The sequence below is a fragment of the Chthoniobacterales bacterium genome (assembly GCA_036569045.1).
Taxonomy (GTDB): Bacteria; Verrucomicrobiota; Verrucomicrobiia; order Chthoniobacterales; family JAATET01; genus JAATET01.
The window spans coordinates 1-20,083 of record DATCRI010000051.1; the positions used below are offsets into that span (position 1 = coordinate 1).

The following is a 20,083-nucleotide window of genomic DNA, read 5'->3' on the forward strand; positions in this document are numbered from 1 at the left end:
GTTTCCTCCGGAGCTGCCGGAGACTTTTCCCGCCGCGGAGCGCTTCGACGGCTCGCCCTTTTTGCTGAAATTGCCGCCGAACTCCGTGACGCTCTGGCGCGAGGCGGATGATTACGTGGCTGCGTTCACGCGCGGGCGTGAGGTTGTTTACTGGGAAACGGCCGATCGCGCCGCCGGCGTCGAGGAATTGCGCACGTGGCTGAGCCTGATCGAGCAGCGTCTGCTCGGGGAAGGGGTGCTCGCCGCGCCGCCGAAGGTCGTGAGCTGGGTCGAGGGACTTCCCGCGGAACGCGTCGCACCCGCCGGGTGCCTGCCCGCGGCCGAGCTGGCGGACGATGTCGCAACCGGCGCCCCGTCGCTCGAGCGCGCGACCGGCGATTGGAAGCCCGCGAGCGCCCACATTGCCGAGGCGAAACGCCTCCAGCGCGAGCGCATGCGCAAGATCGTGCTGGCGGTCGTGGCCGGTTACCTCGTGCTCGGCGCGATCCTCTTCCTCTACGCGGGAATCCTGAAATGGAAGGCCGCCCGGCTGGCGTCCGAAACGGCCGCGCTGAAGGCGCAGGTCGCGCTGTTTGAGCCGACGATCCGTGACTGGGCGGTCATCGAGCCCACGGCGGAGCCGTCCCAGTTCCCTCTCGAGCTGCTCAACGGCGTCGTCGCGGCCATGCCTCCGGGGAACATTCACCTGACGAAGTTCATCATCGAAGACGGCCGGTTGCAGGTCGACGGCGAGTCGGAGTCGTTCAGCCTCGCCACCGATTTCTACAACAACCTCGCCGCCAGCGAGGCGTTGAAGGGAATCCAGTGGAGTAATTCCAACCCCAACGTCGGCGCGACGGTCACGACCTTCCATGCCGAGGGCGCGCTGCCGCCGCCGGCCATGCCTTCCGAACCATGAGGCCGCTCAACCGCAACGAACGCCTGCTGGCCGGCGCCCTCGGCGCCCTCGCCTTCCTGTTCCTCAATCTCGCCGCCATGCGCTGGATCTCGGAGCAGATGCGCACCCAGCGCGCGGCCATCACGCAGCTCGAGATGGAGGCGCAGGCCACCCGGCAGCTCCTCAAGCAACGCCCGTATTGGGTGGCCCGGCAGGAGTGGATCGCCGCGCATCCGCCGGAGACCTACAATGAGCTCCAGACCCGGGCGAAGTTCCAGCGCGAGGCCCAGACGAGCCTGCAGGACAAGGGCCTGAAGATCGACTCCCAGCAGCCGCAGGATACCGAGCATGTCGGCGATCTGGCCGTGGCGAATCTCGACCTCGTGATGACGGGGCGGCTGGAGGCCATCGTGCGCTGGCTGCATGCCGTCCAGCAGCCCGGCAAATCCGTGTCCGTGGGGAATTTCACGTTGAAGCAGGGGGAGGACGGAAATAGCATGCAGCTTCAGGTCCGGCTGGCCAAAGTCTATCGCGCCGGCGCGCCGGTTTCCTCCACGCCATGAGAGCGGGTTCCTCAGTTTTTGCGGCCCTGCTTGCGGCGCTGGTGGTGGGTTCCGGTCGGGCCGCGGACGACGCCGTGCCTCCGTTTGCGCCGAAGACCCTGCCGATCCAGAGCTACGCGGGCATCTGGAAACGCTCTCCCTTCATCGTCGAAACGGTCGCCGTGCAGGTATCCATGGGACTCGCCGCGCGGTATTCCCTCGTCGGGGTCATCGAGATGGCCGGGCAGCCGGCGGTCTTCCTGATCGACAAGAACAACGGCGATCCTGCGAAGAATCGCGTGATGGTCACCAAGGGCCGATCGAACAAGGACGGCATCGAGCTTGTCTCCGTCGCGATGGCGTCCGACCCCCGAAAATCTTCTGCCGTAATCCGGCAGGGCGGACAGCAGGCCTCGCTGAATTTCGACGCGACCGCCATGGGGCCGACCGGACCGAATTCCCAGCCCGGCGCCGTGGCCCCGGCGCCCGCCGCCGCGGCCACACCGGCGACGCCAAACCCTCTGTCGAGCTTGATTCCTGTCCCGGGGCAGGCCAATGGTGCGGTGCCCCCGCCACCTGCCGGCGTCACTCCGCCCCCGCCGCAGCGGCGCATCATCCGTCCTGCTCCCATCAATCTTAATAACTAATCGCATGGCTCTCCGCCTTCTCCTTTTCCTCCTCATCCTGCTTACGCCCCTCGCGGGCCGGGCGCAGCCCGCTGGTCGCGCGAATGCCGACACGGTCATCCAGTTGCCCGCCAATCCGATCGGCGATTTCATGACCTTCTACCAGTCGCTCACCGGCAAGCAGATCATTGCCGATGCCGGGCTTTCCGCAACGGGGCAGAATCTGTCGCTGGTCGTGCCGCAGCCCGTCACGAAGAAGGAGGCGGCAGCCCTCATCGAGTCCGTCCTCATCCTGAACGGCTTCTCGATCGTCAACGTGGACGATAAGACGGTGAAGCTTCTGGGGCCGACGAAGAATCCGCGCAGCGAATCGATCCCGCTCTATACGAACCCCGCCCAGCTTCCCGACGGCGACCAGGTCGTGAGCTACTTCATGCCCTTCCGCTACCTCAAGAGCGACGAGGCCTTTGCCGCGATGCAGGCCTACGCGCCGAACCACCAGGCGCTGAATGGTGGCTACATCCAGGTGCCGAGCGTCAATGCGCTGGTCATCACCGAGACGGCGTCCCTCGTGCGCCGGCTCATCGCGCTCAAGGACGTCATCGACGTCGAGGGCGCCCGCACCGCGACGAAGTTCTTTTCCCTGGAGCGCGCCGATGCCGAGAAAGTGGCGGAGATTCTCTCGAAAATGTTCGAGAAGAGCGACGAGGCTCCGGTCTCCCGCACCGCGGCGCCGGTCCCCAACCAGCCGAGGAATCCGGATGGCTCGAACGCCAACAATGCTGCGGCGCAACCCGGCAACGCGATCGTGTCCGGCCCGGCGCCGAAGGTGCAGGTCTTTGCGGAGACGCGCACGAATCGCGTGCTCGTCGTCGCACCCGAGTCGCAGATGCCCTACATCGAGACGCTCGTGGCAAATCTCGACGTCGCCGTGGAGTTCGACGAAGTGCTCGAGCGCCCGCTGCGTTTCGTGCGGGCGGCCGACGTGCTGCCTGTGCTGGCGAGCCTGCTCGTCGAGGGCAAGGGCAAGGACGGCCAGCAGGAAACGCCGAAGATCGTCGGCGGGGACGAGCAGGAGAGCGCGAATGGTGCCTCCGGCAGCTCGGGTGGCTCCGGAGACAGCGGCGGCTCGAGCGGCGGCGGTTCTTCCGGCGGTCTGTCGCTCAACGAGAAAACCAGCTTCAACTCCGAGAGCACCAAGCCGCAGTCGGTCATTGTCGGCAACGCCCGGATCATCGCCGACCGCAGCGTGAACAAGATTCTCGTGATCGGCCCACCGGAAGCCCGCGCCAAGGCTGGCCGCGTGCTCGACATGCTCGACCAGCGGCCGAAGCAGGTCTATCTGGCGTGCGTCATTGGTCAGCTGACGCTTACCAACAACCTCGAGTTCGGCATCGATTACCTCCTGAAGTTCGGCAGCGTGCGCATCCTCGGCCAGGGCAGCACGGCGAACATCCAGAACCTCCTCGCGAATCGCGCCGCAAACATCAACACGGTGGCGACCGCCGCGACGACGGCGGCGACAACGGCGGCCACTGCCGCGTCGACGGCGCTCCCCGCGCTGTCCGGCCTCACCGTTTATGGCGCGATCGCCGACGGCGTCGATATCGTCGCCCGCGCGCTCAGCACGACCGGCCGCTTCCAGGTCGTCTCGCGGCCGGTTATCTACACCGCAAATGGCCAGGGCGCCCTCATCAGCTCCGGCCAGGAGGTTCCCGTGCCCGTGAACTCGCAGAGCTCGATCGTCGATACGAGCAACAACGCGAACAATACCGGCACCGCCGTAAACACGCAGATCGACTACAAGCGCGTCGTCCTCCAGCTCGACGTCCGCCCGCTCATCAATTCCGATCGCGAGGTCACCCTCGAGATCAAGCAGCGCAACGACAGCGTCATTTCCCAGCAACAGGTCGCCAATAACTCCGTGCCCGTCATCGGCACGCAGACGCTCAATACGACTGTCACCGTTCCGAACCGCCAGACGATCGTGCTGGGCGGCCTCATCAGCGAGCAGGACGAGCGCAACCAGACCGGCATTCCGTTCCTCAAGGACCTCCCCGGCCTCGGCTACCTGTTCAGCACGACGACGAAGTCGAAGACCCGCCGCGAGCTGATCATCATGATCCAGCCGTTCATCATCAATTCCGACGACTCGCTCAAGGAGGTCCAATACATCGAGAAGGCGAATACGAATTTCCGCGAGCACATGTTCGACCAGCCCGTGCCGATCAAGCGGCCGACGCTCCCCACGCCCGAGGATCTCACGGATCCGAAGGCCTACCGCTAGGCAAGATCCCGCCGCATGATCACCGTAGTCGGCAATCCCGTTCTCGACGCCATCGGCGATGCCTTGCGCACCGTCGGTCTCGAGATGTCCACCGAGACGCTCGACGCCGCCTCCGCTGCGCTCGCCATCCAACGGTCCGCCGTGCGCGCGGTGCTCGAGCAGCCGGGGTTGTCCGAGGCTGCGTTCCTCCACGCGCTCGCGCAGCGGGTGGGGATGGAATGGTTCGAGCCGCCGAAGGACAACGCGAAATCGTTCTCGCGCACGTTTCCCGCCCGGCTCGCCCTGCGCTACCATCTCGTGCCGATCGAGCAGTCCGAGGAGGGCCTCGTGCTCGCGAGCTACGATCCGTTCGACTACCTCGCCCGTGCCGCAGTGCGTCAGCAGTTCCCCGGGCGCGTGCGCTTCGTCCTCTCGACGCGTCGCTTCATCGTCGCCGCCCTCAAACAGCACTACGGCGTGGGCGCCGAGACGTTCGAGGAGTTGCTCGAAGGTCGCGAGGACGAGGGCGCCGATCTCGATCACCTCGAAGAGGTCAACGTTCTCGACGCGGATGATTCCGAGGCGTCGGTGATGAAGTTCGTGAACCAGATCCTGCGCGAGGCGCTCGTCGAGCGCGCGACGGACATCCACGTCGAGCCGCTCGGCACGGACCTGCGCATTCGCTACCGCATCGACGGCGTGCTCCACGAGGTGCCGGTGCCGCAGAATATCAAGGTCCTCCAGGCCTCGGTGCTCTCGCGCATCAAGATCATGTCGAATCTCGACATCGCCGAGCGCCGCATTCCGCAGGACGGCCGCATCAATCTCGAACTTGGCGGCGAATCGATCGACGTGCGTGTCGCGACGATTCCCTCGGTCACCGGCGAGACGATCAGTCTGCGTCTCCTCGGGCAGGAGCGCTTCGATTTCGAGCGACTGGGCCTCGACCGCGAAATGGAGGCGAAGGTGCGCGAACTGCTCGCGCATCCGAACGGCATCGTGCTCGTGACCGGTCCCACCGGCAGCGGCAAATCGACGAGTCTTTACACCTTCCTCTCGTCGATGAACACGCAGCAGCGGCGCATCGTCACGATCGAGGACCCCGTCGAACACAAGCTCCACGGCGTCATCCAGATCGCGGTGAAGCCGGAGATCAACCTCACGTTTGCCACGGCGCTTCGCAGCGTGTTACGCGGCGATCCGAACGTCATCATGGTCGGTGAAATGCGCGATCTCGAGACCGCGGAGATCGCCGTGCGCGCCGCTCTCACGGGTCACCTCGTTTTCAGCACCCTGCACACGAACGACTCCGTCGGCGGCATCATCCGACTGCTCGACATGGGCGTGGAGCCCTTCCTTATCGGCTCTTCCGTGCGCGCCTTCATCGCCCAGCGTCTCGTGCGCCGGCTCTGCCCGGACTGCAAGAAGCCCGACGAACACGCCGCCGGCTACCTCGAGAGCATCGGCTTTCCCAAGGAATGGGCCGGCTCCACCTTTGGCCCGGCCGGCTGCGATTCCTGTCGTGGCACCGGCTACCGCGGCCGCACCGCGCTCTACGAAATCTGTCTCGTCACGCCCGCCCTGCAGGATCTCATCCAGACCAAGGCGATTCCCAGCGTGCTGCGCGCAAAAGCCGTGGAGGAAGGCCTGATCTCTCTGCGCAGCTATGGCTGGAAGCGCGTGATCGAGGGCGTGACCTCCGTGTCCGAGGTTCTCCGCGTCACTGCCGCGGATGTGAAACTTCTCGACGAGTAGCGCCATGGAAACCTTCCGGTTCAAGGCAGCCAACGAAGCCGGCTCCGTCGAGGTCGGCACGCTCGCGGCGAAGTCGAAGGTCGACGCCTACGATCAGCTCCGCGCCCGGAAGCTCCGCCCCGTTTCCATCGAGGTCGACCGCGCCGGGAAGCCGGCATCGGGCGGGGGATCCGGCGCCGCCAGCGAAGCCGCCGGCCCCGTGCGCAACCTCGCCGGGCCGCAGTTGCTGCTCTTCACCGAGGAGCTCTCCGAGTTGCTCGATTCCGGCCTCCAGCTCGAGCCCGCCCTGCGTGTCATCGAGTCCCGCAGCGAAAAATCCGCGTTGCAACCCGTCGCCGCCTTTCTGCGCCAGCAGGTGCGCGACGGGGTGAGCTTCTCGAACGCCCTGCGCTCCTGCGGCAAATGCTTCTCGGAGCTGTTCTGCAGCATGGTCGCCGCCGGTGAGGCGGCGGGTGCATTGCCGAGCATTCTCAAGCGACAGGCCGAGTATTTCGCGATCATGGCCGACCTGCGCAAACGCGTCGCCGGCGCGCTGATCTATCCCAGCATCGTCTTCGCCGCCGGCATCGTGCTGATGGTCATTTTCATGACGTTCCTGCTGCCGGCGCTCACCCAGATGCTCACCCGCAGCCAGGGCAAGCTGCCTTTCATGACGCGCATGCTCATCGGCACGAGCGAATTCTTTGCGCACTGGTGGTGGTTCGTCCTGCTTGTTCTTGCGGGCCTGTTCGCGGCCTTTTCGTGGTGGCGGAAAACGCCCGAGGGGCACATGACGTGGGATCGCCTGTCGCTCCGGCTCCCCATGTTCGGTCCGGTGCTGCGGGGCCGGTTCTTCGCCGAATTTTCGCAGACGCTTTCCACGCTCGTTGCCAATGGCGTGACGCTGCTCAACGGCCTCACGCTCCTCGAGCGCGCGACGCCGAACATCTACATCAAGAAGCTGCTCAAGCGGCTCACCGAGCGCGTGGGCGAGGGGAGTTCGCTCTCGTCCGCGATGCGGGCGGTCTCGTTCTTTCCGCCCGAGTTGCTCGATATGATCACCGTCGGCGAGCAGACCGGCAACCTGGCCGGCGCGCTCGAGCGCAGTGCGAAGCGTTTCGATCGAGAGTTCTCCACCCGCATTGCGCGGGTGACGAGCCTCATCCAGCCGGCGACGATCATGGTCGTCGCGCTCTTCGTCGGCGTGGTCGCGTATTCGATGATCACGGGCATTCTCTCCTCCGTCTCCGGAATGAGTAACCGCCCGGGAACCAACGGCTCGCAGTTCATGACCCGTTAGGCCATCCGGCTATGACACAACTTTCGCGTGCATGACGCGGTGGGTTGTGTATTTTTGTTCCCAGCATCAAGAGCGGCCCTTGGAAACAGGGGTCCGGCAACCTGGCGAGGAGACGTCGAGGTGCCTGGTTCTTCCGAACCGATGTGCGGTCCGCCCAGCGGCCCGAACTGCAGTCTCCAGTGAAGGCGCAAAGGCGGCTTCCTCTCTTCGATGCGTTAAATCGAAATCAAAAACGAAATACGCATCATCATGTCCTACGCAAAAAACGTCACCGACGCTGTTCCGGCCATCCGCATCGCGGATGCCAATCCCGACCACCATCTCTGGAACAATAACGGCACGTGGTGGATCCATTACACGCTCCATCTGCCCGATTACACGAAACGCCGCGTGCGTCGCTCGCTCAGCACCCGGCGGTCGGACATCGCCCGTCGCCGCCGCGACGAAATCTTCGCCGATCTGATCAGCCGGCCGGCCAGCGGGCTGAATTGATCCGGCAATTTCACGGGGTCGTGGCGCTTGCCGGCGTCGGAGATGGCGTCGGCGTCGCTCGCGAATGGGGGGAGGAGGCATCCTTCGACGTCACAATCCAGATCGTCGCGATGCCGAGGCCGGTGAACGTGGAGACAATGGCTCCGAAGACGGCCGCCTGCCGGCGCCACGACTGATGGCGGCGGGATCGGCGATACGGGCTCACAACCAAGGATTCGGGCGGCTACCCGCCGATGGCCGTCATGATTCGGCCCGGCTGGTAGTTGTCGCGGAAAATGTGCTCGCTGGGCTTCTCGGCGAGCGTGCTTCGGAAAATCCGGCGCAGCGCTTCGGGATCGATCGTCGGCCGCAGGGCCGGGATGAGATCCGTTTCGAGGTGGTTGCCGAGACAGGGCCGCAGCTTGCCGTCCGCGGTGAGGCGCATCTTGTTGCAGCGCTCGCAGAAATGCGTGTCGGTGATCGCGCTGATGAACCCGACGATCACCCCGCGTTTTCGCAGGCGGTAATAGCGGGCGGGACCGAACCCGAGCACGTCCTCGATGGGATCGAGGGCGTCGTCGCGTTCGAGCACCTGCCGAACTTCCCCAACCGGGAGAAAATTCTCGTCGCTGAGCATTTCGCTCATGCTCACGGGCATGAGCTCGATGAACCGCACGACGACATCGAGCTCGCGGGCGAAATCGAGAAGCGGAACGATCTGGTCCTCGTTTTTTCCTCGCATAAGGACGGTGTTCAGCTTCACGCGGCAGCCCAGGGCCTTCATGTGGCGAATGCCGGCGAGCACGGGGGCAAGGTCGCCGCGGGTGATTTCGCGATAGCGGACGGGATCGAGCGCATCGAGGCTGATGTTCAGATTGCGCAGACCGGCGGCAAAGAGGGCGTCGCCGTGTTTCGGCAGGAACATCCCGTTCGTGGTGATCTGGACGTTCTCGACGCCGGGTTCGGCCACGAGACCCGCAATGAAATCCACGATGCCGGGCCGGATGAGCGGCTCGCCGCCGGTCACGCGAAACCGCCTGAAGCCGAGGCTCGTCGCGACGCGGACAATGGCCATCAACTCGGCGTCGGTGAGGATGTTTCCCTGCGGCAGCCAGTCGCGATAGGTCTCCGGCATGCAGTAAAGGCAGCGCTCGTTGCAGCGGTCGGTGACCGAAAGGCGCAGATAGTCGACGGTGCGGCCGAAGGGATCGTTCATCGTTCCTCCCCTTTCCACCGACGTTGAATTCGCGAAGCCACCATGAGTCTCTCTACGGGTTTTTGCGGCGATGTCCACTTTTCCGTCGACGCACCCGGATGAGTTCCGCGGCGATGCTCACGGCGATTTCCTCAGGAGTCTCCGCGTCGATCTCCACGCCGAGCGGCGCGTGGAGCACGTCTTTGCCGGGCAGCGGCGCGCCGGATTCGCGTTGCGTGGCGAGCACGGTGGTCACGCGGGCGCGGCTGCCGAGCAGGCCGAGATAGGTGAGGTCGGGAATGGTGGAGAGGGCGTTGAGGGCGGCAACGTCGAGGGCGAAGCCGCGCGTGACCAGGGCGGCGAACTGCGCGCCTCCCCAGGCTCGCAGGGCCTCGACGCTGGCTGCGAGGTCGGTCTGCAGCGTGCAGTTGGTGGGAAATTCTCGTGGTTCGAGCCAATCGACACGTTCGTCCTGCACGGCAACGGCGAAGTCGAGAGAATCGGCGAGTCGGGCGAGCGAGCGGCCAATGTGGCCCGCGCCGACGATGAGCAGCCGCGGAGGCGGCTCGACGATCTCGGTGAAGGCATCGGCCGAGGCCGCGTCGGACAAGGGCGCGCGGGCGTCGAGCCGCAGCGAAAGGGACACGCATTCTCCCGCGTTGTGCGAAGCGACGATTTCCTCGGCGAACGCAAGATGCGGATCGGGAAGAAGCCGCACGATCCACACGCTCATCGTGCCGCCGCAGATGCCGTCGCGGATGGCGCCGGGCCTGCCGCGGAGGTCGGCTTCGAAGGTGCGGGGCAGGCCGTCCGCAAGCGTTGCGCGAGCGAGGTCGAGCACCTGCGCCTCCGTGGCGCCACCCCCGATCGTGCCGTGGAACTCTCCGTTCGCGGCGAGGAACTGCCGGGCGCCGGCGACGCGCGGCGTCGAGCCGCGGGCGGCCACGACGGTGGCCAGGGCGACGGGGCCGTGGCGGAGGGCGTCGGCGAGTTCCGAAAAGAAGTTTTTCAAATTTGGAGGCGTCGGAGGTCGGGAGGAATCGCGGTTCTCGGTTGTGTGCGAAGGATCGCGCGACGATAAACGGGCATCCTCGATTACGCATGAAAGTTTTGTTTTTCTCAGTGGCTCGCGAAGCCAGCGGTTGCGCGGAAGCGGAGATTCCGCTGCCGGAGCCCGCGTCGATCGAAGGCGTGTGGGAACGATTGATCGAGAGGCATCCGGCGTTGGTCGAGTTGCGCGACGCGGCGCGATTGAGCTGCAACGACGTTTATGCCGATGCCTCGACGCGGTTTCTGGACGAGGACGTGGTGGCAGTGATTCCGCCGGTGTCGGGAGGCTAATATGGAAATTTCGGTCGAACTTTGCACGGATCGCATCGAGGACCGCTGGGTCGCTCCGCCGGCCGGCGACGGATCCGGCGCGGTGGTGGAGTTTCGCGGCGTTGTTCGGGGCGCGGAGAACGGGCGACCCATTTCCGCGCTCCGCTACGAGGCCTACGAGACGATGGCCGTGAGCGAAATGAAACGTCTGCTCGCGGAGGAGGGTCGGAACTGCGTTCGCGCGGTGGCCTGGCATCGGCATGGATGGATCCCGGTCGGCGACACGGCGATTCTCGTCTGGATCGAGGGGCGTCATCGGGGCGAAGCCTTCGCTTTGCTGACCGCATTCATGGATCGACTCAAGGTCGATGTTCCCATCTGGAAAGTGGAGGCGGCGCCGTGATGATCGAGGTCGAAGACGTCTGGGATCTCATCGACGGACATTGCGCGGCAATGCCGCCTGAGCGGGTGAGATTAGTCGACGCGCTCGGGTGCACCCTGGCCGCGGATGCGGTGGCGGATGCGGACGCGCCACCGTTCGATCGTTCGACGGTCGACGGCTACGCGATTCGGCGGGCCGACGCAGCGGAGGAATTCTTGCTCGTGGGAACGATCGCCGCGGGCGATGCGGACGGAAGGATGCCCGGAGCCGGCGAGGCGGTGCGAATTTTCACCGGGGCTGCGCTGCCGGGGCCCGGGCTGCAAGTGATCATGCAGGAGGATGCCACGAGCGACGCCGGACGGGTGCGGTTCACGCGCCGCGGCGCGGAGGGGAATTTTCGTCCGCGCGGGGAGGACGTGCGTGCGGGCGAGACGTTGCTCCGTCGCGGGGTGACGCTCGGGCCGGTGGAGCTGGCGATGCTCGCTTCGATCGGCGAGGCGATGCCGCTCGTGGTGCGCCGGACGCGGATCCTCCACTTCACCAGTGGGAACGAGATTGTTGCGGTCGAGGAGGTGCCGGGACCGGGGATGATCCGCAACTCGAACGCGACGCTCATCCGGGCGCTTGCCGCCGGCTTTCCGACGGCCGACTTTGTGCATGTCCATTTGCCGGACGACGCGGCGCGGGCCTGGGAGCTCATCGAGGCGACGGAGCCCGGAGCGTTCGACGTTATTCTGTTTTCCGGCGGTGCGAGCGTCGGCGATCACGACCACACGCGCGGCCATCTGGAGCGTCTCGGCTTCGAAATTCTCTGCTCGCAGGTGAATGTCCGGCCGGGGAAGCCGCTGATTCTGGCGACGGGGGCCGGCCGGACTGCGTTTGGCCTGCCGGGAAATCCCGTGTCGCATTTTGTCTGCTTTCACCTCTTCGTGGCGCGCGCCCTCGCGAGACTGGCGGGGCGGGAGCCGCGCCCGCTCGACGAGGCGACGCTGGCCGCGGAGATTCCCGGCCGGGCGAATCCCCGGGTGACCTACTGGCCGGCGCAGGGGCTTGCGCCGGTGCCTTGGAACAGCTCGGGGCATCTGGCGTCGCTGGTGGGCGTTGATGCGCTCGTTCGCGTGCCCGCTGAGGCCGGGCTTCCCAAGGCTGGCGAGAGCGTCCAGATTCTGCGTCTTTCCGATTCATGAAAAAGGCCTCGCCGAAATTTTCCCATCTCGATGAAACCGGCGCCGCGAGCATGGTGGACGTGGGCGGGAAGCCGGTGCAGCACCGCGTAGCCTCGGCCGAGGCGCGCCTCGTTTGCCTGCCGGCGACGATCCGCGCCCTCGAGTCGCAGACCCTCAAGAAAGGCGATGCGCTGGCGGTGGCGCGAATTGCCGGCATCCAGGCGGCGAAACAGACCGCGCAGTTGATCCCGCTTTGCCATCCGCTCCCGTTGAATCGCGTGGCGGTGGATTTCCGGCTCGGCCGCAACTTCGTGCACCTCGTGTGCGAGGTCTCGACGGACTCGAAAACCGGCGTGGAGATGGAGGCGCTCACCGGCGTGTCCGTTGCCGCGCTCACGCTCTACGACATGATGAAAGCCGTCGACAAGGGCATGGCGATCGAGGGCACGCGTGTCGTCAGCAAGGTGAAGCAATGAAGGTCGGGCGCGTGACGGCGAGCGACCGGGCGGCGGCCGGAATTTATGAAGATTTGAGCGGGCCGGCGATCGAGCAGGCGCTCGCCGCGATCCTGCCGGGAGTCCACACCTTCGTTGCCCGGCTGGTCGCCGACGATACGGACATTCTCGCCGCGACCCTGGCGGAGCTCGCCGACGTGGAGCGCTGCGAATTGATCATCACGACCGGCGGCACCGGCCCGACGCCGCGAGACGTCACGCCGGAGGCTACGCGTCGCGTGCTCGAGAAGGAATTGCCGGGCTTTGGCGAGATCATGCGGATGAAGTCGTTTGCGATCGCGCCGACGGCCATTCTCTCGCGGGCGACGGCAGGCATCCGCGGGACGTCGCTGATCGTGAATCTGCCCGGCAGTCCAAAGGCCGTGCGCGAGTGCCTTGAGATTCTCGCGCCGGCGATTCTCGAAGGCACGCGCCACTTGCGCGGCGAGTCCTAGCGGCCGCGCGCGACGCGATAGATCAGCAGCACGACGATCGAGCCGAGGATCGCAATGCCGAGGCTGCGCAGGTCGAAGGCATCCACGCGCCCGAAGCCGAGCGCCGTGCCGATCCATCCGCCGACGGCCGCACCGACGACTCCGAGGAGGATCGTGACGAAACAGCCGCCGGGGTCCTTGCCCGGCATGAGGAATTTCGCGAGTGCGCCGGCCAGCAGGCCGAACAGAATCCAGGAGATGATGCCCATGATGATGGAAATTCGCGCGCCGCGGGATCGGTGGACTTGCCGGGATCAAAAAATTCCGGCGCTCTTCCCGGATTCGAGAAGAGCGCCGGACTTCGGGTTTTCGGGACTGGTTGCCGTCCTAGGCGCGAGCCCAGAGCGAAGTCGGCGAGACGCGGCGCGCCTGCTGCCGGAGCGTGAGATCGATCTCGTGATGAACCTTTGCGGCCCGGCGGTGCCACAGACGGTTCGCGGGCCGACGGGAAAGCCGGTCGAGCAGACGGGCGATCTTGCGGAGGCGGTTCATGCGCGACGCGATCGCGCGGGTTTCTCCTCCGAGACTGGCGGCTGCGCAGCGACCGAAGGCGTCGGCTATTTCAGCGAGGGTGGATTGACGCGACATGGTTGGACTTAGATGCGGCGGTTGAAGCCTCCGGCGATAAACGAGAGGATGAACAGCACGAGAAAGACGAGGAAGAGAACCTTCGCGATGCCTGCCGCGGTGCCGGCGATGCCGCCAAAACCCAGAAGGGCGGCGAGGAGTGCGATGATGAGAAATGTGATGGCCCAGCTTAACATGATTTTCCTTTCGGTTGGTTACCGATCTTGAAGAGCGTGGGCCGTGCCAGTTCATTGGCGCCTGTTTGTAAAAAGTTGGTTTTACGTTGCTTGTGAAATTCTAAAAATTTGAGAGGCCTGTTTCCGAGGCGGGGCGGATCTGGCGAAGCGCATGAGTTTCCGGAGAGTCTCGTGCATTGTGCACGGCTAGTCGGGGCGGGAATTTTCGGTGTGGGAGAAAACCTTGAAGAGGGTGTTTGAAGCGGCGACGGAATAGCTCTGCGCGTGAATTTCGGCGGCGCGGGAGAAATGTTCGTGGGCGACGCTGGCATTCTGCTCCAACTCGTAGATGGCCCCGAGGAGCAGGAGGCTCTGGAGATCATTGCCCTCGGCGGTGACGACGTGGAGCGCGGCCTTGGCGTCGGCGAGACGAAGCTGGCAGAGGCAGTGCTTTGCGTAGGCGCGGCGAAGGCCAGGAGGGATGTCGCCCAGGCCGGTGTATCCGGTCTGGGAGAAGCGGACGTTGCGGCTGAGGGCGTGGTTGACGGCGTAGCGAAGCTCGGTGGGTTTCACCGGCTTCGTAAGAAAGTCGGTGATGCCGCAGCCGATCGCGGCGACGGCGGTGGCGTGGTCGGCGAAGGCGCTTGCGAGCACGAGGGGGCCGCGGTAGCCGTTGGCCCGCAGGGCCCGGGCGGTCTGGAGGCCGTCCATGCCGGGCATTCGGAGGTCGAGAAGAATGCAGTCCGGCGCGATCTCGGCCGCGCGTTCGAGAGCCTCGTTGCCGTCGGCTGCAAGCTCGACGTCGAAGCCCGCGGAGCGGAGCGCGACCGAGAAACCAAGGCGGATGTTTTGTTCGTCGTCGACGACAAGGATGGGGTTGGTGGCGAGGGATGGCATCAGGTGGTGGGGAGTTCGCAATAGAAGCGGGTGGAAGTGTGCGGGATGCTTTGAACGCCGATGCGGCCGTCGTGGGCCTGCACGATCTCGCGGGCGATCGAGAGGCCGAGGCCGACGCCGTCCACGTGGTGATTCGGCGTGCGAAAAAATTTGTCGAAGATGCTGGCGTGGTATTGCTCGGGAATCCCAGGGCCGGAATCGATGACGGAGAATCGCACGAAGCCGGGGGTGACCTTGTCGGCAGTGAGGTGGACGGTGGAATTCGCGGGGGCGAATTTGAGGGCGTTCGACGTGAAATTGCCGAGGGTGTGGAGGATGCGGTCGCCATCGGCGAGCACGGGAGGCAGGGCTTCGTCGGCCTCGATGGCGAGGGCGACGTGACGGCCGTCGGCCTGCGTCTGGAAGGCGGCACGGGTGCGCTCGAGCAGATCGCGGGGCGGGGTGGGCTTGAGATCCAGCTGGGTGCGGCCGGCCTCCATCCGCGAGAGGTCGAGAAGCCCGTTGAGCGTGGCGAGCAGGCGCTCGCAATCGTCGCAGGCGGCCTGGACCATCTCGAGCTGCATCGGTGTGAGATCTCCGCCGCTTTTCTCGAGGAGCAGGTGAAGAATCATGCGGATGCCGGTGAGCGGCGTCTTGATCTCGTGGCTGATGGTGGAGATGAGGTTCGTCTTCATCTCGTCGAGCCAGCGGAAGCGGCTGACGTCGATGAGAATGACGGCGGCGCCGGCGAAATCTCCCTCCGGCGTGAAGATGCGCAGGATGCGGGGCAGGTAGTGGACCTCGCGTTCGCCGATACGAAAGAGGAGGGATTCGCGGGGGCCCTCCGGCAGGTAGTTCTCGCGGGTGCGGCGAACCTCGTCGAGGTGCTGCTGGATGGGCGCGGGAAGCTGGTCGACCTCGCCGATGCTCTCGAGGAAGTCGTCGGCGGCTTCGTTGGTGACCCAGATGGCGAAGTTGGCGTCGAGAAGCAGGACGGGGTAGGGGAATGCCGCGATGGTCTCGCGCAGGGAGCGGTTCAGCCGCAGAATGGTCTCGTCGGTGTCGCGACGACGGGTGCGCAGCTCGCCCGCCATGGCATTGAACGCGCTGGCGAGCCGGCTGAGTTCGTCGTTGGATCTGACGGGGAGGTTGTGCTCGAACTGGCCGGCGCGAACGGCCTCGATGGAGCGGGTGAGGTCTTCGATCGGCGAGATGATCGAGCGGCCCATTCTGTAGAACGTGTAGACGAAGACGGCGGCGGCTACGAGCATGGCGCCGACGAGGAACTGCACGGTGTCCCGCGCGGCGACGCGGGCATGCTCCTGGGCGCGGAGCATCGCGGCTTCGTTCGAGGCGAGGATGTCTTCCGTCGTCGCAGTGAGCGCGAGGTTCTTCTCGAGCATCTGGGAGCGGAGGGCGTTGTAGCGCTCCTGGGCGTCGGGAGGCAGGAAGATCACCTGGCGCATGTGGTCGATGTAGTCGCCAACCTGGTCGGCGAGCTTGCGGGCGTTTGCCTTGTCCACCGGCGTGCGGGCGAGCATGACAAGGGCAGCGATGGTGCTTTCGAGCGGCGGGAGGTAGCGATCTTCGAGCGGAGCGGCCCCGACGGCGACGACCTTCGCGACATCGGGTTTGAAATAGGCGGCGTTCAGGCGAAGGACGGAAAGGCGAATGTTGTGAGCCTCGCGGATGCTTTCGTAGTTGTCCTTGAGAATGGAATTGATGTCCGTCTCGAGACGGGAGGTGAGCCAGATGCTGTAGCCGCCGACCGCGAGCAGGAGCACGAAGATGGAGACCAGTCCGACGAGCAGGCGCCATCTAAGCATGGTCGTCGCGCTCCCATTTCTTGCGTTTGCGATAGAGCGTGGCGGGATCGATTTTCAGGATGCGGGCAGCGGCTTCCTGGCTGCCGGCGACCGCCAGCACGCGCTCGATGTGTTCCCGCTCGAGGCGTTCGAGGGAAACGAGGTCGCCGACCTGTGTGGCGGTGTCCGACTCGCCATTCGCGCCGCTCCCGGCGCGGGACTCGAACAAATCCTCGGCGGTGATCTCGGGTCCCGCGCTGAGGATGGCGGCGCGCTCGATCACGTTGCGCAGTTCGCGAAGATTGCCGGGCCAGGGGTGGCTCTGCAGGCGTGCCCGGGCGTCTCCGGTGAAGCCCTCGAAGTGCCGTCCGATCTGTTGCGCGAAAAAGGCGAGGAAATGATCGGCAAGGTGGAGCAGGTCGCCGGGGCGCTGGCGAAGCGGCGGCATCGTCACGGCGATGACGTTGAGTCGATAGTAGAGATCTTCACGGAAGGTGCCGGCGGCGACCGCTTCCGCGAGATTGCGATTCGTCGCGGCGATCACGCGCACATCGGCGGAGTGCACCTTGTTCTCGCCGAGCCGTTCGTATTCGCGATCCTGAAGCAGGCGCAGGAGCTTGGGCTGAATCTCGAGCGGAAGTTCGCCAATTTCGTCGAGGAAAAGCGTGCCTCCGCGGGCCGCCGCGACCTTGCCCCAGGTATCCTTCACGGCGCCAGTGAAGGCGCCCTTCATGTGGCCGAAGAGTTCGCTCTCGAGGAGTTCGCGCGACAGGCTCGGGCAACTCACCGTGACAAACGGTCCTTCGGCGAGGTGGCTGCGGTCGTGCACGGCGCGGGCGACAACGCTCTTACCCGTGCCGCTCTCGCCGAGCACGAGGACCGATGCGGCCGATCGCGCTGCGCGGAAAAGGATGTCGTAGACCTGCCCGACGCGCGGATCTTCCGAGGTGAACTCCGCATCCGGCGAGGTGCCGGCCACGCGGTCCTGGAGGTTCACGATGCGGCGCTCGAGATCGACGGATTTTTTCACGCGCTCGATCGCGTGGCGGAGGTGCGCTGGCGTGAAGGGTTTCGCGAGATAGTCGAACGCGCCGGCCTGCATCGCGGCGACCGCGGTCTCCACGGACGCGAATGCCGTGAAGACGATCACCGGGAGAGCCGGGTTCGCGCGATGCATCTCGCGCATGACGTCGAGCCCGTTCTCGTCACCGAGGCGGAGGTCGAGAAAGACGAGGTCGTAGATTTCTTCGCGGAGTTTCAGCAGCGCGACACGGCCGCAGTCCGCCGTCTCGACCTCGTGACCTTCTGCGCGAATCCCGAGAGATGTCGCGTGCCGGATGCTCCGCTCGTCGTCGACGATCAATATTCTCAGTCCGCTCCCTGGCATGGTCGGTCAAATATAAGAAGGTTTTGCGGGATTGCATCGCGTTTGCATTCCCGCAGAGGGCCTCGACTTCGCGGCGATGAGCAGGAACGACGGCATGCGCCAGAGAAACGAATCCCGAAAGGTCGTTGGTTGCCGCCAACGCGCAAAAGATTGCAGAATTCCGGCTAGAAACGCAGGGGCTGGCTGCTCGAGTAGTCCGGCGAGCTGCTGCCCGCGCCATCGTTGCCAAATGGGCTGGGGCGAGCGGGCGGGATCGGCTCGTTCGGATTGTCCGGCGTGCCGAGGCCTCCCTCGGCGCAGGCGGCGAGCGATGCGCAGACGCCGAGCAGGGCAAGCAATCTCCCGATCGAGGCGGGTGCGGGGAGGCGGGAGATCATCCGGTTAGCGTGAGATCGCATCTTCGAATTCGGCCTCGGCGCCGATTTCCTCACTGATGACCGGCGCAAACCGATCGGATTTGAATCCCAGCTCCTCGGCCTGGTCGGGGTGCATGTAGGGATCGGGGCCATTCACCAGCTCCTCGAGCAGGACGAGATAGCTGTGGCCCTTGTCGGCGCCCCCGGTGCGGGTGCGGCCCAGCGTGCAGTCCCGCACGGTGTAGACGACATCCTTCCGCGGCAACGCCCGGTAAATCGCCCGGTGCATGGGCTGAAAATCATCATTGATGCAAACAACGCGTTCTCCTCGCTCGAACATGGTGACACCATAACCCGCAATGCGCAAAATGGCGATCCCGGACACCAATCAGCTCGCCGCAATTCTTCGCTGGCGGGCTCACCACGACGGCGGCATTGCAGAACCGCGGCGGGCCTGCCATCAATCCTCGCGATGTTGAACTGGCTTGGCCGGCAAACTCTTCGCGTGATTTCCGGACTGGGCGATTTCGCCCTCTTCACCGGGCGTTCGTTTCGTTCGACCGTGAGTTCGCGGCGGATTTTCCGCCGGGTGCTGCGGGCGGTCTACGAGCAGGGCACGCTGTGTCTTCCGGTGATCCTCATCGTGGGGGCATTCACCGGGCTCGTGCTTGGATTGCAGGGCTATTATGTGCTGAACCGCTTCGGCTCGCAGGGGCTCCTTGGCGCGCTCGTGTCGCTGAGTCTCGTGCGCGAAATGGCGCCCGTGCTGGCGGCGCTGATGCTTGTCGGGCAGGCGGGATCGGCCCTTGCGGCGGAGCTCGGCATCCAGCGAAATTCGGAACAGATTGCCGCGCTGGAGACAATGGGCGTGAGCAGCCACGGCTACCTCGTTGCACCGCGGCTGATCGCGGCCGTGATGGTTTTCCCGCTGCAGACGGCGCTGTTTGTCGCGGTGGGATTGTGGGGCGGCAGCCTGTCCGGCTCGCTGCTGCTGGGCGTGGATCCCGGTGTTTACTGGTCGTCCGTCGAGCGCGCGGTGGAGGCGCCGGATGTGCGCGAGTGCTTTCTGAAGGCCGCGACTTTCGGTCTGTTGACGATCAGCCTCTGCGCCTACCACGGCTTCAACGCGCATCGGTGCCGCTTTGCGACCGGCGCCCGGGCGGTAAGTGCCTCCACGACGACGGCCGTCGTGCAATCGAGCATTGTGATCCTCGCGGCCGATTACGTGATCACATCCTTCATGGTCTGACGATGAGCGCCGAACGCGACGATCTCCTGCTCCGGGTCGAGGATCTCCACAAGGGCTTCGGCGCGCACGCCGTCCTGACCGGCGTCGGCCTTGGGGTGCGTCGCGGCAGCGTGTTCACCGTGCTGGGGCCGAGCGGGGCGGGGAAATCTGTTTTCCTGAAATGCCTCGCGGGCGTCGAGACGCCGGAGGCCGGTCGGATTTTCTTCGATGGTCGCGAACTGGCCGCCGGCGATCCGGCCGCCCGTGCGGATTTTCGGCGGCGCACGAGTTTTCTGTTCCAGAGCAATGCGCTTTTCGACTCGCTCACGGCGCTGGAAAACGTCGCGCTCCCGCTTGAACAGACGACCGATCTCAAGAACAATGCCGTCCGTGAACGCAGCCTCGAAGCTTTGCGGCAGCTCGAACTGGACGCCTGTTGCGACCGGTATCCCAGCCAGATGTCTGGTGGCATGCAGAAGCGTCTCGCGCTCGCCCGGGCCATCGTCACGCAGCCCGAACTGGTCTTCTTCGACGAACCCACCGCCGGCCTCGATCCGCTGCGGCGCAATGCGGTGTTCGCCATGATCGCGAAATATCAGCGGCAGTTCGGCTTCACCGCGCTCGTCGTGACACACGACGTCACCGAGGCGCTCATCGCGAGCGACCGCGTCGCGTTGCTGGAAAAAGGCCGGATTTGCTTCGAAGGCACGCCCGCGGAATTTTCGGCATCCACGCAGCCGGTGGTTTCCGATTTCCGGGACAGTGCGGACGCGCTTGGCAACGCTCTTGCCGCAATTCGGCAGGGCGGGCACACTCCGACC

The 20,083-nt window shown here is 65.3% G+C and carries 25 protein-coding genes and 1 riboswitch; of the genes, 14 read left to right on the forward strand and 11 right to left on the reverse strand.

Annotation, left to right across the window (positions count from 1 at the left end; all coding sequences use genetic code 11):
* The 8 genes from VIM61_09590 to VIM61_09625 form a co-directional block, all read left to right on the forward strand.
* A partial coding sequence (locus tag VIM61_09590) for a PilN domain-containing protein (GenBank protein HEY8900652.1) occupies positions 1-898 on the forward strand: 898 nt, incomplete at its 5' end.
* Positions 895-1,440 carry a hypothetical protein gene (locus VIM61_09595; GenBank protein HEY8900653.1) on the forward strand — a complete coding sequence of 182 codons (546 nt, stop codon included), beginning with the start codon at positions 895-897 and terminating at the stop codon, positions 1,438-1,440. The genes VIM61_09590 and VIM61_09595, both read left to right, overlap by 4 nt.
* Entirely contained in the window at positions 1,437-2,066 is a 630-nt protein-coding gene (locus VIM61_09600; GenBank protein ID HEY8900654.1) for a hypothetical protein, read from the forward strand. Before VIM61_09595 ends, VIM61_09600 begins: the two co-directional genes overlap by 4 nt.
* Before the next feature lie 4 nt (positions 2,067-2,070).
* On the forward strand, positions 2,071-4,332 hold the full coding sequence (locus tag VIM61_09605; GenBank protein ID HEY8900655.1) for a secretin N-terminal domain-containing protein: 2,262 nt from the start codon (positions 2,071-2,073) through the stop codon (positions 4,330-4,332).
* 15 nt (positions 4,333-4,347) lie between these two features.
* Positions 4,348-6,066 carry a GspE/PulE family protein gene (locus VIM61_09610; GenBank protein ID HEY8900656.1) on the forward strand — a complete coding sequence of 573 codons (1,719 nt, stop codon included), beginning with the start codon at positions 4,348-4,350 and terminating at the stop codon, positions 6,064-6,066.
* Positions 6,067-6,070: 4 nt separating this feature from the next.
* Complete coding sequence (locus VIM61_09615; GenBank protein ID HEY8900657.1) at positions 6,071-7,345, forward strand: type II secretion system F family protein; 1,275 nt, start codon at positions 6,071-6,073, stop codon at positions 7,343-7,345.
* A gap of 58 nt (positions 7,346-7,403) precedes the next feature.
* A riboswitch (SAM-I-IV-variant riboswitch) is annotated at positions 7,404-7,526 on the forward strand.
* Positions 7,527-7,594: 68 nt separating this feature from the next.
* Complete coding sequence (locus tag VIM61_09620; protein HEY8900658.1) at positions 7,595-7,837, forward strand: hypothetical protein; 243 nt, start codon at positions 7,595-7,597, stop codon at positions 7,835-7,837.
* Between the two features lie 20 nt (positions 7,838-7,857).
* Positions 7,858-8,013: a hypothetical protein gene (locus VIM61_09625; protein HEY8900659.1), complete on the forward strand. Its 156-nt coding sequence runs from the start codon at positions 7,858-7,860 to the stop codon at positions 8,011-8,013.
* Positions 8,014-8,060: 47 nt separating this feature from the next.
* On the opposite strand, the gene moaA is transcribed toward VIM61_09625, so the two are convergent.
* Positions 8,061-9,032, reverse strand: a complete 972-nt coding sequence (gene moaA, locus VIM61_09630; protein HEY8900660.1) for a GTP 3',8-cyclase MoaA — start codon at positions 9,030-9,032, stop codon at positions 8,061-8,063.
* Between the two features lie 52 nt (positions 9,033-9,084).
* A complete protein-coding gene (locus VIM61_09635) occupies positions 9,085-10,023 on the reverse strand; it encodes an XdhC family protein (GenBank protein HEY8900661.1) in 939 nt (312 codons plus the stop codon).
* 89 nt (positions 10,024-10,112) lie between these two features.
* On the opposite strand from VIM61_09635, the gene VIM61_09640 reads away from it, so the two are divergent.
* The 5 genes from VIM61_09640 to mog are packed head-to-tail and all read left to right on the forward strand — an operon-like array spanning position 10,113 to position 12,828.
* Positions 10,113-10,352 (forward strand): MoaD/ThiS family protein, encoded by a 240-nt coding sequence (locus tag VIM61_09640; protein ID HEY8900662.1) that lies wholly within the window; start codon positions 10,113-10,115, stop codon positions 10,350-10,352.
* Between the two features lies 1 nt (position 10,353).
* Positions 10,354-10,734 carry a molybdenum cofactor biosynthesis protein MoaE gene (locus tag VIM61_09645; protein ID HEY8900663.1) on the forward strand — a complete coding sequence of 127 codons (381 nt, stop codon included), beginning with the start codon at positions 10,354-10,356 and terminating at the stop codon, positions 10,732-10,734.
* The gene (locus VIM61_09650; protein ID HEY8900664.1) at positions 10,734-11,900 is read left to right on the forward strand and encodes a molybdopterin molybdotransferase MoeA; all 1,167 of its coding nucleotides are present in this window, start codon (positions 10,734-10,736) and stop codon (positions 11,898-11,900) included. The genes VIM61_09645 and VIM61_09650 overlap by 1 nt, the downstream gene beginning before the upstream one ends.
* The gene (moaC, locus tag VIM61_09655; protein ID HEY8900665.1) at positions 11,897-12,355 is read left to right on the forward strand and encodes a cyclic pyranopterin monophosphate synthase MoaC; all 459 of its coding nucleotides are present in this window, start codon (positions 11,897-11,899) and stop codon (positions 12,353-12,355) included. The genes VIM61_09650 and moaC overlap by 4 nt, the downstream gene beginning before the upstream one ends.
* Entirely contained in the window at positions 12,352-12,828 is a 477-nt protein-coding gene (mog, locus tag VIM61_09660) for a molybdopterin adenylyltransferase (GenBank protein HEY8900666.1), read from the forward strand. The genes moaC and mog overlap by 4 nt, the downstream gene beginning before the upstream one ends.
* Here the strand turns inward: mog and VIM61_09665 are convergent.
* From VIM61_09665 to VIM61_09700, 8 genes are all read right to left on the reverse strand, one after another.
* The gene (locus VIM61_09665; GenBank protein ID HEY8900667.1) at positions 12,825-13,076 is read right to left on the reverse strand and encodes a GlsB/YeaQ/YmgE family stress response membrane protein; all 252 of its coding nucleotides are present in this window, start codon (positions 13,074-13,076) and stop codon (positions 12,825-12,827) included. The genes mog and VIM61_09665 overlap by 4 nt on opposite strands.
* Positions 13,077-13,194: 118 nt before the next feature.
* On the reverse strand, positions 13,195-13,455 hold the full coding sequence (locus VIM61_09670) for a hypothetical protein (GenBank protein ID HEY8900668.1): 261 nt from the start codon (positions 13,453-13,455) through the stop codon (positions 13,195-13,197).
* Positions 13,456-13,463: 8 nt separating this feature from the next.
* Entirely contained in the window at positions 13,464-13,631 is a 168-nt protein-coding gene (locus tag VIM61_09675) for a DUF1328 family protein (GenBank protein ID HEY8900669.1), read from the reverse strand.
* Between the two features lie 186 nt (positions 13,632-13,817).
* Positions 13,818-14,507: a response regulator gene (locus VIM61_09680; GenBank protein HEY8900670.1), complete on the reverse strand. Its 690-nt coding sequence runs from the start codon at positions 14,505-14,507 to the stop codon at positions 13,818-13,820.
* Entirely contained in the window at positions 14,507-16,312 is a 1,806-nt protein-coding gene (locus VIM61_09685) for an ATP-binding protein (protein HEY8900671.1), read from the reverse strand. The genes VIM61_09680 and VIM61_09685 overlap by 1 nt, the downstream gene beginning before the upstream one ends.
* Positions 16,305-17,678 carry a sigma-54 dependent transcriptional regulator gene (locus VIM61_09690; protein HEY8900672.1) on the reverse strand — a complete coding sequence of 458 codons (1,374 nt, stop codon included), beginning with the start codon at positions 17,676-17,678 and terminating at the stop codon, positions 16,305-16,307. The genes VIM61_09685 and VIM61_09690 overlap by 8 nt, the downstream gene beginning before the upstream one ends.
* Positions 17,679-17,842: 164 nt before the next feature.
* Positions 17,843-18,055: a hypothetical protein gene (locus tag VIM61_09695; GenBank protein ID HEY8900673.1), complete on the reverse strand. Its 213-nt coding sequence runs from the start codon at positions 18,053-18,055 to the stop codon at positions 17,843-17,845.
* A 4-nt stretch (positions 18,056-18,059) separates the two neighbouring features.
* The gene (locus VIM61_09700; protein ID HEY8900674.1) at positions 18,060-18,323 is read right to left on the reverse strand and encodes a hypothetical protein; all 264 of its coding nucleotides are present in this window, start codon (positions 18,321-18,323) and stop codon (positions 18,060-18,062) included.
* Between the two features lie 183 nt (positions 18,324-18,506).
* Here VIM61_09700 and VIM61_09705 point away from each other — a divergent pair, with 183 nt between their 5' ends.
* Complete coding sequence (locus VIM61_09705; protein ID HEY8900675.1) at positions 18,507-19,283, forward strand: ABC transporter permease; 777 nt, start codon at positions 18,507-18,509, stop codon at positions 19,281-19,283.
* Here the strand turns inward: VIM61_09705 and VIM61_09710 are convergent.
* Positions 19,256-20,074, reverse strand: coding sequence for a hypothetical protein (locus VIM61_09710; GenBank protein HEY8900676.1), 819 nt, complete (start codon positions 20,072-20,074; stop codon positions 19,256-19,258). The genes VIM61_09705 and VIM61_09710 overlap by 28 nt on opposite strands.
* Between the last annotated feature and the right edge of the window lie 9 nt (positions 20,075-20,083).